Origin of the sequence: Agrococcus jenensis (genome assembly GCF_003752465.1) — a bacterium.
GTDB lineage: Bacteria > Actinomycetota > Actinomycetes > Actinomycetales > Microbacteriaceae > Agrococcus > Agrococcus jenensis.
The window spans coordinates 1398510-1413908 of the sequence record NZ_RKHJ01000001.1 but is presented as its reverse complement, the minus strand read 5'-3'; the positions used below and the strand labels follow the sequence as shown (position 1 = coordinate 1413908).

Sequence of the window (15399 nt, the reverse complement as noted above, 5' to 3'; positions counted from 1 at the left end):
GCGTAGTGGTGCACCTTTGGAGCGGCCCTGGACGCGGCGAGCGTGCGCCGGCCCGGCGCCGATTGGTCGCTCCCCGCGCGGCCGGGCGTCGAGTGGTCGCGCATGGCGGTGCGGGAGGCCCACGAGCAGCCACGAGCGACCAATCGACGTCGACGTCGCGCGGACCGGCGCGGACCGCTCAGACCACCCGCTCGCCCGCCCGCCAGAGCGCGTGCACGAGCGGCACCCCCGGCCGGTACGCGAGGTGCGTGATCGACGGCGCGTCGAGCACCTGCAGGTCGGCGCGCGCGCCCGGGCGGATGCGCCCGAGCGGCGCGAGCGCGCGGCCGTCCGGCCCGACGCGCGGGGCGTCGCGGTCGAGCGCGACGGCACCGCCGAGCGTCGCCGCGCGCACCGCCTCCTCGATCGTGAGCCCCATCTGCAGCACCGCGGTCGCGACGCAGAACGCCATCGAGGTCGTGTACGACGTGCCCGGGTTGCAGTTCGTGGCGATCGCCACGACCGCCCCGGCGTCGAGCAGCCTGCGCGCGGGCGCGAGCGGCATGCGCGTCGACAGGTCGCACGCGGGCAGCACGGTCGCGACCGTGCCGCGGCCCCCGTGCCAGCTCTCGGCGAGCAGCAGCACCTCCTCCTCGTCGAGGAACGCGACGTGGTCGACGCTCAGCGCGCCCAGCTCGACCGCGAGCCGCACGCCGGGGCCGGGGCCGAGCTGGTTGCCGTGCACGCGCAGCGCGAGCCCTGCGGCGCGCGCCGCCTCGAGGACCCGCCGCGACTGCCGCTCGTCGAAGGCGCCCAGCTCGCAGAAGACGTCGACGGCGTCGACGTGCGGTGCGACGGCCGCGAGCATGTCGCCGACGACGAGGTCGACGTAGGCCTCGTCGTCCGACGCCTCCGAGGGCACGAGGTGCGCCCCCAGGAAGCTGACGGAGTCGGCGCGGCCTGCGGCGATGCGCGCGGACCGCAGCTCGTCGGCGACCGTGAGGCCGTAGCCGGTCTTCGTCTCGAGCGCGGTCGTGCCGCCGCGCAGCGCCTCGTCGACGAGCCGGTCGAGGTTGGCGGCGAGCTCCGCGTCGGTCGCCGCGCGCGTGGCGGCGACGGTGACCCCGATGCCGCCGGCCGCGTACGCCTCCCCCGCCATGCGGGCCTCGAACTCGGCGGTGCGGTCGCCGGCGAAGACGAGGTGCGTGTGGCTGTCGACCCAGCCGGGCAGCACCGCTCGTCCGCCGACGTCGACCAGCTCGTCGGCGGCCGGGGCGGCGGATGCCTCGCCGACCCACGCGACGAGGTCGCCGTCGACGACGACGGCAGCGTCGCGCATCCGGCCGAGCTCGTCGTCGTTCGTCGTCAGCTCGCCGATGCCGGTGAGGAGCGTGCTCGCCACGTCAGCGCCGCCTCACGCGCGATCGCGCATCGGCACGCGCACGTCGTGGTCGGCGGCGAAGCGGGCGGCCTCGTCGTACCCGGCGTCGACGTGGCGGATGACGCCCATCGCGGGATCGTTCGAGAGCACGCGCGCGAGCTTCTCTGCGGCGAGCGCTGAGCCGTCGGCGACCGTCACCTGGCCGGCGTGGATCGAGCGGCCGATGCCGACGCCGCCGCCGTGGTGGATCGAGACCCAGCTCGCGCCGGACGCGGTGTTGACGAGCGCGTTGAGCAGCGGCCAGTCGGCGATCGCGTCGGAGCCGTCGCGCATCGCCTCGGTCTCGCGGTACGGGCTCGCGACCGAGCCCGAGTCGAGGTGGTCGCGGCCGATGACGACGGGTGCCGAGAGGGTGCCGTCGGCGACCATCTCGTTGAAGCGCAGCCCCGCCCGGTCGCGCTCGCCGGCGCCGAGCCAGCAGATGCGGGCAGGGAGCCCCTGGAACTGCACGCGCTCCTGCGCCATCCGGATCCACTTCGCGAGGTGCGCGTCGTCGGGGAAGAGCTCGAGGATCGCCTCGTCGGTGCGGCGGATGTCCTCGGGGTCGCCCGAGAGCGCGGCCCAGCGGAACGGGCCCTTGCCCTCGCAGAAGAGCGGGCGGATGTACGCCGGCACGAACCCGGGGAACGCGAACGCGTCGTCGTAGCCGCCGAGCCGCGCCTCCGCGCGGATCGAGTTGCCGTAGTCGAACACCTCGGCCCCGGCCGCCTGGAAGCCGACCATCGCCTCGACGTGGCGCGCCATCGAGGCGCGCGCCCGCTCGGTGAAGCCCTCGGGGTCGCGCCGCCGCTCGGCGTCCCAGTCCTCGAAGGCGACGCCGCTCGGCAGGTACGCGAGCGGGTCGTGCGCGCTCGTCTGGTCGGTGACGATGTCGATCGGGGCCCCCATGGCGAGCAGCTGCGGCACGACGTCGGCGGCGTTCCCCAGCAGGCCGATCGAGAGCGGCGTGCCGGCGTCCCGCGCCTCGACGGCGCGCGCGAGCGCATCCTCGATCGTCGTCGCCTCGACGTCGAGGTAGCGGTGCTCGATGCGCCGCGCGATGCGGCTCGGGTCGACGTCGACGCAGATGGCGACGCCGTCGTTCATCGTGACGGCGAGCGGCTGCGCGCCGCCCATGCCGCCGAGCCCGGCGGTGAGCGTGATCGTGCCGGCCAGGCTGTCGCGGCCGAGCGCGCGGGCGACGGCGGCGAACGTCTCGAACGTGCCCTGCAGGATGCCCTGGGTGCCGATGTAGATCCAGCTGCCGGCCGTCATCTGCCCGTACATCGTGAGCCCCTCGGCCTCGAGGCGGCGGAACTCGGGCCACGTCGCCCAGTCGCCCACGAGGTTGGAGTTCGCGATGAGCACGCGCGGCGCCCACGCGTGCGTGCGCATGACGCCGACGGGGCGCCCCGACTGCACGAGCAGCGTCTCGTCGTCCTCGAGCGTCGACAGCTCGCGCACGATCGCGTCGAACGACGCCCAGTCGCGGGCCGCCTTGCCGGTGCCGCCGTAGACGACGAGCTCGTCGGGGTGCTCGGCCACCTCGGGGTCGAGGTTGTTCATGAGCATCCGCAGCGCGGCCTCCTGCTGCCAGCCCTTCGTGTGCAGCTCGCTGCCGCGGTGGGCCCGGACCTCGCGTGCGCCGTCCATCATCGGTCTCCTTCGTCGTTCGTCTCGGTCTCGGTCGCGGCAGCCCAGGAGCGGATGCGGTCGGTCAGCCCTGCCGCGAGCAGCACCGCGCCGCCCTGGACCTGCAGCCGCGTCATCTCGATGTCGCGGGCCAGGAAGCGGTCGGGACCGATCCCTGGCACGACCTGGCGGAGCAGCGCGATCGCCTCGCCCGTGCGCTCCCCCGGCGCCTCGGCGCGCAGCTCGATGCCGCGCGCGGCGGTCATCACCTCGATCGCCAGCACGCGCTCGAGCCCGTCGATCGCGCGGCGCAGCTTGCGCGCGCCGCCCCAGCCCATCGAGACGTGGTCCTCCTGCATCGCGCTCGACGGGATCGAGTCGACGGATGCGGGGACGGCGAGCCGCTTGAGCTCCGAGACGATGCCCGCTTGCGTGTACTGCGCGATCATGAGCCCCGAGTCGACCCCGGGGTCGTCGGCGAGGAACGGCGGCAGCCCGTAGGAGCGCGACGGGTCGAGGAACCGGTCGCTGCGCCGCTCGCTCATCGATGCCACGTCCGCGATCGAGATGGCGAGGAAGTCGAGCACGGCGGCGATCGGCGCGCCGTGGAAGTTGCCGTTCGAGACGACGCGGCCGTCCGGCATGACGACCGGGTTGTCGACCGCGCTCGCGAGCTCGACCTCCGCGACCCGCTCGGCGTGCGCCGCGGTGTCGCGCGCGGTGCCGTGCACCTGCGGCGCGCACCGCAGCGAGTAGGCGTCCTGCACGCGGGTGTCCTCCGGGCCCTTGTGGCTCATGACGATCGCGCTGCCGCGCAGCAGCGCCGCGATCTGCGCGGCGCTCGTCGCCTGGCCGGCGTGCGGCCGGAGCGCCATGAGGTCGGCCGCGAACGGGGCGTCGGTGCCGAGCAGGCCCTCGACGCTCATCGCGGCCGCGAGGTCGGCGGTGTCGAGCAGCCGGTCGAGGTCGGCGAGCGCGAGGCACAGCATCGCGAGCATGCCGTCGGTGCCGTTGACGAGCGCGAGGCCCTCCTTCTCGGCGAGCACGACGGGCGTGAGGCCGGCCGCTGCGAGCGCCGTGGCCGCATCCATCGTCACCGCCTCGCTCGTGCCGGGCTCGCCCGGGCGATCGACCTGCACGACGCCCTCGCCCATCGCGGCGAGCGCGACGTGCGAGAGCGGCGCGAGGTCGCCGGAGCAGCCGAGCGAGCCGTACTCGCCCACGACGGGCGTGATGCCCGCGTTGAGCATCGCGGCGTAGAGCTCGGCGGTCGCGCGGCGGATGCCCGTGCGGCCGGTCGCGAGGGTCTGCAGCCGCAGCAGCATGAGGCCGCGCACGACCTCGCGCTCGACCGGCTCGCCGCTCGAGGCGGCGTGCGAGCGGATGAGCGACTGCTGCAGGCGCGTGCGGTCGGCCGGCGCGATCGCGGTGTTCGCGAGCGCGCCGAAGCCGGTGGAGATGCCGTAGTGGGGGCGCACGTCGGCGGCGAGGTCGTCGATGACGGCGCGCGCCGCGTCGATGCGCTCGAGCGCCGCCGGGCTGAGCACGACCTCCGCATCGAAGCGGGCGACCTGCACGACGTCGTGCCGGCTGAGGGGGGCGTCTCCGATGATCACTGGCATGCCCCCATTCCACTGCCGCGGGCGCCCCTCCGCATCGGCTCCGCATGCTTTGCCGTCTGAGATCTCAGACTCCGCTACGCTCGCTGTCCACCGGGTGGTCACGACGCGCCGTGCGCGGGGCGCCCGCGCGGCGTGTCGTGACCACCCGCAGGGACGCCCGGCGGTGAGGACGGAGGGGCGCATGGGGACCGCGAGGATGCCGGCGGCGCGCAGCGCGCTGCGCGTGCTGTCGCTGCTGGCCGAGCAGCCGGGACCCGTGCGCGCGGCGACGATCGCGCGCGAGCTCGGGATGCCGCGCTCGAGCGCCTACCAGCTGCTGCAGGTGATGCGCGACGAGGGCTTCCTCGTGCACTACCCGGAGCTCGGCGCGTGGGGGCCCAGCGCGCGCGTGCAGCAGATCGGGTCGAGGGTCGCGGCCGCCACGCGGCTCGAGCGGCTCGCGCAGCCCATCCTCGACCGGCTCGTCGCCGCCGCGACCGTGCCCGCGACGAGCCATCTCGCGGTGCTCGCCGGCAGCGACGTCGCCTACGCGGGCCGCGGCGAGGGCAGGCGATCCCCCGCGACCGTGTCGCGCGTCGGCGTGCGGCTGCCGGCGGTGCGGACGGCGACCGGCCGCGCGATGCTCGCGGCGCTCGGCGACGACCAGGTGCGCGCGCTGCTGCCGCACGACCGCGACCTGGCCGGCGAGCGGCCGGCGACGCGCGCAGCGCTCACGACGATGCTCGCCGCGGTGCGGCGGCGCGGGTGGGCGACCGAGGAGGGCGAGGTCGACCCCGCGTACGGCTCGGTGGCCGCGGCCGCCTTCGATGCGGCGGGCGTGCCGGCCGCGTCGGTCGGCCTGACCTTCCGGCTGCTGGACGCGGGGCCTGTCGACGGCCCCGACTGGGCGGCGCTCGGCGAGCGGTGCGCCGCCGCCGCGGCGGAGCTCGGGCGCCGCCTCGGCGCGGCGCGAGCCGGGCTCGAGGCGGCGCCGCCCGAGGGCCCCTAGCGGGCGGACGCGGCCTGCATGGCCCGGCGCCCGGAGCGCTCCGCGCGCGCGGCGACGAGCGAGAGCACGAGCGAGACGACGACGAGCCCCATCGCGCACGCCGTGAGCGCGGGCCAGCCGGCGGCCTCGAAGGGCAGCCCGAGCGCCCAGCCGACGACCGCCGACCCCACGTAGAAGCCGATCGTGTAGAACGCGCCGGCCTGCGACCGCGCGATCGCGCTCGCCCGTGCCCCCACCTGCGAGGCGGCGGTCGCGTGCGCCAGGAAGAAGCCGAGCGTCGCGAGCACGAGGCCGGCGATCACGACCGGCAGCGGCGCCAGCGCGAGCAGCGCGAGGCCGACGAGCATGGTGCCGTGGCCCGCGAGCATCGTCGCGCGCGCCCCGATGCGGCCGGCGATCCAGCTCGACGAGCGCGACCCGATCGTGCCCGCCGCGTACGCGACGAAGATGAGCGACGCGACCGCGGGGGCGAGCGCGTACGGGGGCGCCTCGAGGCGGAACGCCAGGTAGTTGTAGACGCCCACCTGCACGCCGACGAGCAGGAAGGCCTGCAGGTAGAGCGACCGCAGGCCGGGCCCCCGGAGCGCCTCGGCCATGCGGCGGCGGCGCGGCTCGGCTGCGGGCGGCGGCCCCGCCGTCCTGCCGCGGATGGCCAGCAGGAAGACGACGATCGCCGCGGTGCCGACCGCGACGACGACGAGCACGGCCCAGCGCCATCCGACGAGCGGCGCGAGCGGACCGACGACCAGGCGGCCGGCGGCCCCGCCCACCGAGGTGCCGGCGATGTACGCGGCTGCGACGGCGGCGGCCGCGCGACCGCTCAGCCGCTCGTACGCGACGGCGACGCTCAGGGCCGGGACCGCGCCGAGCATCGCGCCGCCAACGAAGCGCACGGCGAGCAGCACCTCGGTGGTCGGCGCGAGGACCACCGCCGCCGAGAGCACGATCGAGCCGATCGCCGCGAGCCGCATCATCGCGAGCCGGCCGAAGCGGTCGGCTGCGAACGCCCACGGGATCACGGAGGCCGCGAGGCCGGCGGTCGCGAGCGAGACGGTGAGCGCAGCCTCGGACGGGGTCGCGCCCAGCTCGCGCGCGAGCTGGGGCAGCGCGCCCTGGATGGCGTAGAGCTGCGTGAAGGTCGCGAGCCCGAGCGCCAGGAGCGCGACGGTGAGCCTTCGGGGCGTGATGCTGATGCCCGCCGCCGGGCGTTCGACGGTGGCGGATGCGGCGGTCACGGCTCCGACGCTAAGCCATCGTCAGACGCATGACCAATGCCGCCCGACGCGCATCCCATACGCTGAGCGCATGCATGCCGCCCCGCACGACGCGCGACTGCTGCGCGACCTGCCCGTGCTCGTCGCCGTGCGACGCACCGGCACCGTCACCGCCGCGGCCGACGAGCTCGGCATCCCGCAGCCGAGCGCGACGCGGGCGCTGCAGCGTATCGCCGGGGTCGTCGGCGCCCCTGTGGTGCGGCGTGAGGGCAGGGGCGTCGCGCTCACGCCCGCGGGCGATGCGCTCGCCGACGCCGGGGAGGCGGCCCTGCGATCGATCGACGACGCCCTCTCGGCGATCGCCCGCGCCGGCGAGATCGGCGCCAGCGAGCTCGGCATCGCGTTCCAGACGATGCTCGGCGAGCGGCTCGTGCCCGAGGCGATCCGACGGTTCCGGGCACGCTGGCCCGCGGTCGGGCTGCGGCTGCTCCACGGCTCCCGCGCGACGTGCCTCGAGGCGCTCGCCGGCGGCACCGCCGACATCGCGGTCGTGGCCAGCCCGCCTGCGTCGCACGGCGCCGTGACGATGCTCTATGCGGAGCCGCTCGTCGCGGTCGCCGCCCCCGACCACCCGCTCGCCGGCATGCACGAGGTGTCGGTGGACGCGCTGCGCGCCTGGCCGCAGATCATGCTCGCGCCGGGCTTCGGCATCCACGACGCCGTCCAGTCGCTCTTCGCCTCGGCGGGCGAGGTGCCGGCGCCGGCGTTCGAGGTGGGCGACTACCGCGCGGCGCGCGGCCTCGCCGCGGCGGGTCTCGGCGTCGCCGTGCTGCCCCCGAGCCCCGCGCGCATCGACGACGGCGCGCGCGAGGTGCCGGTGCGGCATCCGCTCGCCCGGCGCGAGATCGGCGCCGTCGTCGCGGACCCGCAGGAGCCGGCGGTGCAGGAGCTGCTGCGCGCGCTCGTCGAGGCGGCGGCGCGACGGGTGCCCGGCGCCGCGTGAGCCACGCCGGGCGACCGGGTCAGCGGGGCACGCCGCCGTCGTAGGGGTCGTCGAGCCCGCTGGGGTCGTCGCCGCCCGACGGCGGTCGCAGCACCCCCGGGCCCTGCGGCGCGTCGGGACCGGTGGGCGCACCGGGCGTCGCGGGCGCACCCGGGGCATCCGGCAGCACCGGGACCTCCGGCGCCTCGGGGCTGCTCGGGTCGGGACCGCCGGGCACGTCCGGCGCGCCGGGCCCCGGCTCGAGCGGCTCGTCCGGCACGTCGGGCGCGGCGTCGCGCTCTGCCTCGAGCTCGGCGATGCGGGCCTTGTGCTCGTCGATCGCGTCGAGCCCCTCCTGCACCGAGCGCGTGTAGCGCTCGCCCGTCGCCTCCGCCGTGAAGTCGGCCTGTCCGTCGTACTGCACGTTCGGGTCCGGCGCGGGCGGCTCTCCCCCGGTGGGCACCGGCGGCTGCTCGCCGTCCGGCCCCGGCTCGTCCACGCCGTCGAGCGGCCCTGCCGCGTCGCCGCCGGGCAGGGGCGCGTCGCCGTGCTCGCCGTGCCCGACGCCCGTCGTCGCGCGATCGGACGTCGTCGGGCGGCCGGACGCCGTCGCGCCGCCCCTACCCGCGGTCGCGCCGTCGGTCGCCGTGCGCAGGGGCTTCTCGTCGTCGAGCGGCTGGTCGCCGCCATCGCGGATCGGGCTGTCTGCCATGGTCGCACCTCTCGTCAGCTGGCCGACGCGGCTGCGCCGACTGTCCCCCAGCCAACCGGATGCGCGCTGGACGCGCCATGGACGTCCGCGGCCGGGCCGCCGATCAGCGCGAGGCGAGCCACCAGATGCCGAGGACCGCCTGCGCGACCGCGATGACGAGGGCCGTCGCGATCAGCGTCCGGTGCACCGTGAGGAAGCGCGTCGCCTTCCCGGCCGCGTCGCGCGAGCGCGGGTCGGCGGCGATGCGGCGCAGGAACGCCGGCCAGACGACCACGCTGAAGGCGGCGCCGACGAGCAGCAGCACCGCGCCGGCGACGCCGACCGGGTCACCCACGGGCGAGCACCTCGGCGAGCGTCGGCGCGGCGAGGTCCTTCTCGCTGATGCGCGAGCGGTCGCCCGTGTCGACGGGCAGGGGCCAGTCGATGCCGAGTGCGGGGTCGAGCGGCGTGATCGCGACGCCGGTCATGCCGGGCACCCACTCGTCGGTGAAGCAGTAGACGTACTGCGTCGGGCTGTCGCCGGTCGACTGGAAGCCGTTGCACACGCCCTCCGGCACGATGATCTGCACGCCGGGCTCGAGCGGGGTCTGGAAGACGGCGCCGCGCGTGGGCGACTCGGGACGCGCGTCCACCCATGCGCCCCACGCCGTGCCGTGGGCGATCGCGATGAGCTTGACCATCGCCTCGCCGTGCATGCCGCGGATCGCGCCGGGGTTGGTCTCGGTCACGTTCACCTGCCGGAAGGCGGGCAGCGGGATGCCGGCGGCCTCGAACGCGGAGGCGCGGAAGAACTCCCGCACCGTGCCGCGATCCTCGATCACCTGCTTCATGCGGATGAGGGCGAGGCCCTCGATGGTCGTCTCCTGCGTCTCGAACTCGATGATCTGCACCACGCGTCCAGGCTATGGCAGTCGCGCGACCCGCCCAGCGCGGCCACCGGCGTCCCACCGGCCGGCTCGTCATCGCGCGAGGTCGTCCGGCCTGCTCCACGCGATCCTGATGAGCCGCCGCAGCACGTCCTCGTCGACCTCCTCGAGGCGCTTGACGTAGACGCAGCCCGCGCCCTCCGTGTACGCGCCGAGCGCGGGCATCAGCGCGGCGCCCTCCGCCAGGTCCTTGAGCCCGTAGAGCGAGATGGCGGCCCTGCGCGGCGAGAACGCCACCTTCGGCCAGTCGCCCTCGGTCGTCGACGTCCGGGACGGCGACACGGAGTGGTACGAGCCGTACCCGATCATGCTCGGCCCCCACATGGCGGGCTCCGCGCCCGTCTCCTCCTGCATGATCGCCGCCATGCGGTGGCCCTCCTCGACGCGTCGCGGGGGCTGCGCGGCGTCGAGGAACTCCTGCACGCTCACGTCGGTCGGTCTCGTCCGCTGCGCTGCCACGGCTCCATCCTCCGCTCGTGCGGCGTGCGCGTCCAGCCCCGCCGGCGCTCAGCCGCGCATCGTCGCGAGCCGCGCGCGCACGGCGTGGGCCAGCGCCCCCGGCCACCACGGCTCTCCGCCGGCCACCCGCTCGGCGAGCGCGGCGAGACCGAGCGCCGCGGTGGCATCGCCGCGCGCGAGGAGCGCGTCGAGCGCCGCCGCGAGCTCGGGATCCGTCAGCTCCACCCGCCGCCAGGGGTCATGCGGGTCGGCGGGGCCGACGGGCTCCGCGAGCAGCTGCGCGAGCGCGAGCAGCGATCCGGCGGCGTCGACGAGGTGGCGCCGCGCGGCGAGGCGCTCGCCGCGCGCGGCGCGCCCGCCGCCCACGAGCAGCGCGCGGTGCAGCGCCGTCGCGAGCGTCGCGGGATCGCGCGGCACGGGCTCGAGGGTCGGGCGGATGCGCGCCGGCAGGTCCCCGACGCGGTCGACGACGACCCGGTGGGCGCCGCTGCGGCTCGCGGCGAGCTCGGCGGGCGTGAACACCGCGTACTCGAGCAGGTGCCCGTCCTCGTAGACGACCCACGCGCCGTGCTCGGTGTCGCGCTCGTGCAGCGCGATCGGCGAGCGGCGGCTCGGGAGCCATGCCGCGGTCGCGCGCAGGCGCTCCACCGCGCTCGGCTCGGCGATGACGAAGAAGTCGTGATCGCTCCACGGGTCCGGCTCGTGCTCGGCGGCGGCGGTGCTGCCGACGAGCACGAGGCCGAGCACGCCGTCAGCGCTGGCGGCCCAGTCCGCGAGCCGGATCGAGAGTGCATCGAACTCGTCCCGCTCCACACCCGGATGCTAGCCGCCGGCCGGGCACGACGAAGGGGGCCAGGCCGAAGCCTGACCCCCTCCGAGCGCAGTCGGATGACTACTTGATGATCTTCGTCACCGTGCCGGCGCCGACCGTGCGGCCACCCTCGCGGATGGCGAAGCCGAGGCCCTCCTCCATGGCGATCGGCTGGATCAGCTCGACCGTCATGTCGGTGGTGTCACCGGGCATGACCATCTCGGTGCCCTCGGGCAGCGAGATGACGCCCGTGACGTCGGTGGTGCGGAAGTAGAACTGCGGGCGGTAGTTCGTGAAGAACGGGTTGTGACGGCCGCCCTCGTCCTTGGCGAGGATGTACGCCGTGCCCTCGAAGTTCGTGTGCGGCGTGACCGAGCCCGGCTTCACGACGACCTGGCCGCGCTCGACGTCCTCGCGCTTCGTGCCACGGAGCAGGAGACCGCAGTTCTCGCCGGCCCATGCCTCGTCGAGCTGCTTGTGGAACATCTCGATGCCCGTGACCGTGGTCTTCTGCGTCGGGCGGATGCCGACGATCTCGACCTCGGAGTTGATCGCGAGCGTGCCGCGCTCGGCGCGACCCGTGACGACCGTGCCACGGCCGGTGATCGTGAAGACGTCCTCGATCGGCATGAGGAACGGCTTGTCGCGGTCGCGGACCGGGTCCGGGATGTTCTCGTCAGCGGCGTCCATCAGGTCGACGATGGCCTGGGTCCAGGCCTCGTCGCCCTCGAGGGCCTTGAGCGCGGAGACGCGCACGACCGGAGCGTCGTCGCCGTCGAAGCCCTGGCTCGAGAGCAGCTCGCGGACCTCGAGCTCGACGAGCTCCAGGATCTCCTCGTCGTCCACCATGTCGGACTTGTTGAGCGCGACCATCAGGTACGGCACGCCGACCTGCTTGGCGAGCAGCACGTGCTCGCGCGTCTGCGCCATGGGGCCGTCGGTGGCGGCGACCACGAGGATCGCGCCGTCCATCTGGGCAGCACCCGTGATCATGTTCTTGATGTAGTCAGCGTGACCAGGAGCGTCGACGTGCGCGTAGTGGCGCTTCGGCGTCTCGTACTCGATGTGCGAGATGTTGATCGTGATGCCGCGCTGGCGCTCCTCGGGAGCGGAGTCGATCGACGCGAAGTCGCGCTGCACGTTGGTGGCCGACGGGTACTTGTCTGCCAGGACCTTCGAGATCGCAGCCGACAGCGTCGTCTTGCCGTGGTCGACGTGACCGATCGTTCCGATGTTGACGTGCGGCTTGGTCCGCTCGAACTTGGCCTTAGCCACTGTGTCCTCCTAGGACTGTTCTCATGAGTGCACCGCCGCGTCGCGGCAGAGCGTTCGGGTGGTGTGTGTTTATGGTACTTGCGTCCTCGGTCCAGGTGAAACCGAGGCGAGCGGCGGTGCGCCGGGGCGGCCTCTCGGCCGCCCCGGGCGTCACTCGCCCTTGCTCTTCTGGACGATCTCGTCCGAGACGGCCCGGGGGACCTCGGAGTAGGTCGAGAACTCCATCGAGTAGACGGCACGGCCGGACGTCTTCGACCGCAGGTCGCCGACGTAGCCGAACATCTCCGACAGCGGCACGAGGGCCTTGACGACCTTCACGCCCTGGGCATCCTCCATCGACTGGATCTGCCCGCGACGCGAGTTCAGGTCGCCGATGACGTCGCCCATGTACTCCTCCGGCGTGCGCACCTCGACCGCCATGAGCGGCTCGAGGAGCACCGGCTGAGCCTTGCGCGCTGCCTCCTTGTAGGCCATCGAGCCGGCGATCTTGAACGCCATCTCCGAGGAGTCGACGTCGTGCGCCGCACCGTCGAGCAGCGTCGCCTTGACGCCGACCGTCGGGAAGCCGGCGAGCACGCCGACCTGCATCGCGTCCTGCATGCCCGCGTCGACCGAGGGGATGTACTCACGGGGCACGCGACCGCCGGAGGTGGCGTTCACGAACTCGTAGGTCTCCTCGCCCGACAGGTCCATCGGCTCGAGCTTGATCTGCACCTTGGCGAACTGGCCGGAGCCACCCGTCTGCTTCTTGTGCGTGTAGTCGTACTTCTCGACCGTGCCCTTGATGGTCTCGCGGTAGGCCACCTGGGGCTTGCCCACGTTGGCCTCGACCTTGAACTCGCGCTTCATGCGGTCGACGAGGATGTCGAGGTGGAGCTCGCCCATGCCCTTGATGACCGTCTGACCGGTCTCGGGGTTGTTCTCGGTCCGGAAGGTCGGGTCCTCCTCCGCCAGCTTCTGGATGGCGAGGGAGAGCTTCTCCTGGTCGGCCTTCGTCTTCGGCTCGATCGCGACCTCGATGACGGGCTCGGGGAACGTCATCGACTCGAGCACGACCTGGTTGGCCGGGTCGCTCAGCGTGTCGCCGGTCGTCGTGTCCTTGAGGCCGATGACCGCGTAGATGTGACCGGCGGTCATCGAGTCGACCGGGATCTCCTTGTTGGCGTGCATCTGGAAGATCTTCCCGATGCGCTCCTTCTTGCTCTTGGTCGAGTTCGCGACCGCGGCACCCGAGTCGACGTGACCCGAGTAGACGCGCACGTACGTGAGGCGACCGAAGAAGGGGTGCACGGCGACCTTGAAGGCGAGCGCCGCGAAGGGCTCGTCGCGGTCGGCGTGGCGCTCGATGATGACCTCTTCGTCGCGCACGTCGTGGCCCGGGATGGCGGGCACGTCGAGCGGCGTCGGGAGGTAGTCGACGACCGCGTCGAGCATCGGCTGCACGCCGCGGTTCTTGAACGCGGAGCCGCAGAGCACGGGGTAGATCTCCGAGGCGACCGTCATCTTGCGGATGGCGGCCTTGATCTCGGCGACCGTGAGCTCCTCGCCCTCGAAGTACTTCTCCATGAGGGCGTCGTCCGTCTCGGCGACGGTCTCGAGCAGCGCCTTGCGGTACTCGTCGGCCTTCTCCTTGAGGTCGGCCGGGATCTCCTCGATGGCGTACTCGGCGCCCATCTTCACGTCACCCTTGGCGTCGCCGCGCCAGGTCTTCGCGTTCATCTCGACCAGGTCGACGATGCCCTCGAAGGCGCTCTCGGAGCCGATCGGCAGCTGGATGACCAGCGGACGGGCGCCGAGGCGGTTGATGATCGTGTCGACCGTGAAGTAGAAGTCGGCACCCATCTTGTCCATCTTGTTGACGAAGCAGATGCGGGGCACGTCGTACTTGTCGGCCTGGCGCCAGACGGTCTCGGACTGGGGCTCGACGCCCTCCTTGCCGTCGAACACGGCGACCGCGCCGTCGAGGACGCGGAGCGAGCGCTCCACCTCGACGGTGAAGTCGACGTGACCGGGCGTGTCGATGATGTTGATCTGGTTCTTGTCCCAGAAGCAGGTCACGGCGGCCGACGTGATCGTGATGCCGCGCTCCTGCTCCTGCTCCATCCAGTCGGTGGTCGACGCGCCGTCGTGCGTCTCGCCGATCTTGTGGTTGACGCCCGTGTAGAACAGGATGCGCTCGGTCGTCGTGGTCTTGCCGGCATCGATGTGGGCCATGATGCCGATGTTGCGGACCTTGTTCAGGTCGGTGAGCACGTCCTGTGCCACAGGGTTCCTCCGATGAGTGGATGGAGCGGGGTTTGGGGGTGTCGCGCCGACGCGGGCCCCGGCCGGGGCCGGGACCCTCGTCAGCGGACGATCACCAGCGGTAGTGCGCGAAGGCCTTGTTCGACTCGGCCATCTTGTGCGTGTCCTCGCGACGCTTCACCGCGGCGCCGAGGCCGTTCGATGCGTCGAGGATCTCGTTCTGCAGGCGCTCGGTCATGGTCTTCTCGCGACGCGCCTTGGCGTAGGAGACGAGCCAGCGCAGCGCGAGCGTGTTCGCGCGGTGCGGCTTGACCTCGACGGGGACCTGGTAGGTCGAGCCGCCGACGCGGCGCGACTTCACCTCGAGGGTCGGACGGATGTTGTCGAGACCCTTCTTGAGCACGACGACCGCGTCCTGACCGGACTTGGTGCCGACGCCGGCGAGCGCGCCGTAGACGATGCGCTCGGCGAGGCCCTTCTTGCCGTCGAGGAGGATCTTGTTGACGAGCTGCGAGACGATCGGTGCGCCGTAGACGGGGTCAGCAACGACCGGGCGCTTGGGGGCGGGACCCTTGCGAGGCATTACTTCTTCTCCATCTTCGCGCCGTAGCGGCTGCGAGCCTGCTTGCGGTTCTTCACGGCCTGGGTGTCGAGCGCGCCGCGCACGATCTTGTAGCGCACACCGGGGAGGTCCTTCACACGACCGCCGCGGACGAGCACCATCGAGTGCTCCTGGAGGTTGTGGCCCTCACCGGGGATGTAGGCGGTGACCTCGGTGCCGTTCGAGAGCTTCACGCGGGCGACCTTGCGCAGCGCCGAGTTCGGCTTCTTCGGGGTGGTGGTGTAGACGCGGGTGCAGACGCCGCGCTGCTGGGGGTTCGCCTTGAGAGCGGGCGCCTTGGTCTTCGAGACCTTCGGCGACCGACCCTTGCGGACCAGCTGCTGGATGGTGGGCACGTTGCTTCTTCCTGCTGCACGGTGACAGCGGTTCGATGTGGTTCGCCGGCATCGCCGGCACCATCGGTGATCCACCGCGCGCTCTCGCGCACTCCTCGCGGGTGGTGGATATGCCGTGGGGGATCGCGGACTCTGGTCCGCGGCCCAGTGCGGCCCGCTCGCTCCCCGCGCATGACGC

The 15399-nt window shown here is 73.4% G+C and carries 15 protein-coding genes; 2 read left to right on the top strand and 13 right to left on the bottom strand.

The features are described from left to right. Nucleotides 1-178 precede the first annotated feature (178 nt). Genes hutI through hutH form a run of 3 tightly spaced genes read right to left on the bottom strand, consistent with a single transcriptional unit; the run spans nt 179 to nt 4653 of the window. Nucleotides 179-1381, bottom strand: a complete 1203-nt coding sequence (hutI, locus tag EDD26_RS06945; RefSeq protein ID WP_123697039.1) for an imidazolonepropionase — start codon at nt 1379-1381, stop codon at nt 179-181. Between the two features lie 12 nt (nt 1382-1393). Next, entirely contained in the window at nt 1394-3052 is a 1659-nt protein-coding gene (hutU, locus tag EDD26_RS06940) for a urocanate hydratase (protein ID WP_123697038.1), read from the bottom strand. Beyond that, nucleotides 3052-4653, bottom strand: coding sequence for a histidine ammonia-lyase (gene hutH / locus EDD26_RS06935; RefSeq protein WP_123697037.1), 1602 nt, complete (start codon nt 4651-4653; stop codon nt 3052-3054). The genes hutU and hutH overlap by 1 nt, the downstream gene beginning before the upstream one ends. Nucleotides 4654-4834: 181 nt before the next feature. Between hutH and EDD26_RS14535 the strand changes: the two genes are divergently transcribed. After that, nucleotides 4835-5641, top strand: a complete 807-nt coding sequence (locus EDD26_RS14535) for an IclR family transcriptional regulator (RefSeq protein WP_170165560.1) — start codon at nt 4835-4837, stop codon at nt 5639-5641. On the opposite strand, the gene EDD26_RS06920 is transcribed toward EDD26_RS14535, so the two are convergent. After that, nucleotides 5638-6876, bottom strand: a complete 1239-nt coding sequence (locus EDD26_RS06920; protein ID WP_123697035.1) for an MFS transporter — start codon at nt 6874-6876, stop codon at nt 5638-5640. The two genes, EDD26_RS14535 and EDD26_RS06920, sit on opposite strands and share 4 nt — an antisense overlap. A 70-nt stretch (nt 6877-6946) precedes the next feature. On the opposite strand from EDD26_RS06920, the gene EDD26_RS06915 reads away from it, so the two are divergent. Then, nucleotides 6947-7858: a LysR family transcriptional regulator gene (locus EDD26_RS06915; protein ID WP_170165559.1), complete on the top strand. Its 912-nt coding sequence runs from the start codon at nt 6947-6949 to the stop codon at nt 7856-7858. A 19-nt stretch (nt 7859-7877) separates the two neighbouring features. Here the strand turns inward: EDD26_RS06915 and EDD26_RS06910 are convergent, their stop codons facing one another. The 9 genes from EDD26_RS06910 to rpsL form a co-directional block, all read right to left on the bottom strand. After that, nucleotides 7878-8549 (bottom strand): hypothetical protein, encoded by a 672-nt coding sequence (locus tag EDD26_RS06910; RefSeq protein ID WP_123697033.1) that lies wholly within the window; start codon nt 8547-8549, stop codon nt 7878-7880. Between the two features lie 103 nt (nt 8550-8652). Further along, nucleotides 8653-8883, bottom strand: a complete 231-nt coding sequence (locus EDD26_RS06905) for an SCO4848 family membrane protein (protein WP_123697032.1) — start codon at nt 8881-8883, stop codon at nt 8653-8655. Next, nucleotides 8876-9442 (bottom strand): dTDP-4-dehydrorhamnose 3,5-epimerase family protein, encoded by a 567-nt coding sequence (locus EDD26_RS06900; protein WP_245989794.1) that lies wholly within the window; start codon nt 9440-9442, stop codon nt 8876-8878. Before EDD26_RS06900 ends, EDD26_RS06905 begins: the two co-directional genes overlap by 8 nt. Nucleotides 9443-9508: 66 nt before the next feature. Beyond that, entirely contained in the window at nt 9509-9934 is a 426-nt protein-coding gene (locus tag EDD26_RS06895; protein ID WP_123697031.1) for a DUF1801 domain-containing protein, read from the bottom strand. 48 nt (nt 9935-9982) lie between these two features. Next, nucleotides 9983-10747 carry a hypothetical protein gene (locus EDD26_RS06890; protein WP_123697030.1) on the bottom strand — a complete coding sequence of 255 codons (765 nt, stop codon included), beginning with the start codon at nt 10745-10747 and terminating at the stop codon, nt 9983-9985. 79 nt (nt 10748-10826) lie between these two features. After that, nucleotides 10827-12020 carry an elongation factor Tu gene (gene tuf, locus EDD26_RS06885; RefSeq protein WP_123697029.1) on the bottom strand — a complete coding sequence of 398 codons (1194 nt, stop codon included), beginning with the start codon at nt 12018-12020 and terminating at the stop codon, nt 10827-10829. A gap of 150 nt (nt 12021-12170) precedes the next feature. After that, nucleotides 12171-14285: an elongation factor G gene (gene fusA / locus EDD26_RS06880; protein ID WP_123697028.1), complete on the bottom strand. Its 2115-nt coding sequence runs from the start codon at nt 14283-14285 to the stop codon at nt 12171-12173. 91 nt (nt 14286-14376) lie between these two features. Further along, nucleotides 14377-14847, bottom strand: coding sequence for a 30S ribosomal protein S7 (rpsG, locus tag EDD26_RS06875; protein WP_123697027.1), 471 nt, complete (start codon nt 14845-14847; stop codon nt 14377-14379). Further along, nucleotides 14847-15221, bottom strand: coding sequence for a 30S ribosomal protein S12 (gene rpsL / locus EDD26_RS06870; protein ID WP_021010916.1), 375 nt, complete (start codon nt 15219-15221; stop codon nt 14847-14849). The genes rpsG and rpsL overlap by 1 nt, the downstream gene beginning before the upstream one ends. Between the last annotated feature and the right edge of the window lie 178 nt (nt 15222-15399).

Coding starts and splice junctions, on each gene's coding strand:
- EDD26_RS14535 (WP_170165560.1), top strand. CDS start 4,835: ATGGGGACCGCGAGGATGCCGGCGGCGCGCAGCGCGCTGCGCGTGCTG.
- hutH (WP_123697037.1), bottom strand. CDS start 4,653: ATGCCAGTGATCATCGGAGACGCCCCCCTCAGCCGGCACGACGTCGTG.
- EDD26_RS06910 (WP_123697033.1), bottom strand. CDS start 8,549: ATGGCAGACAGCCCGATCCGCGATGGCGGCGACCAGCCGCTCGACGAC.
- hutU (WP_123697038.1), bottom strand. CDS start 3,052: ATGGACGGCGCACGCGAGGTCCGGGCCCACCGCGGCAGCGAGCTGCAC.
- EDD26_RS06915 (WP_170165559.1), top strand. CDS start 6,947: ATGCATGCCGCCCCGCACGACGCGCGACTGCTGCGCGACCTGCCCGTG.
- rpsG (WP_123697027.1), bottom strand. CDS start 14,847: ATGCCTCGCAAGGGTCCCGCCCCCAAGCGCCCGGTCGTTGCTGACCCC.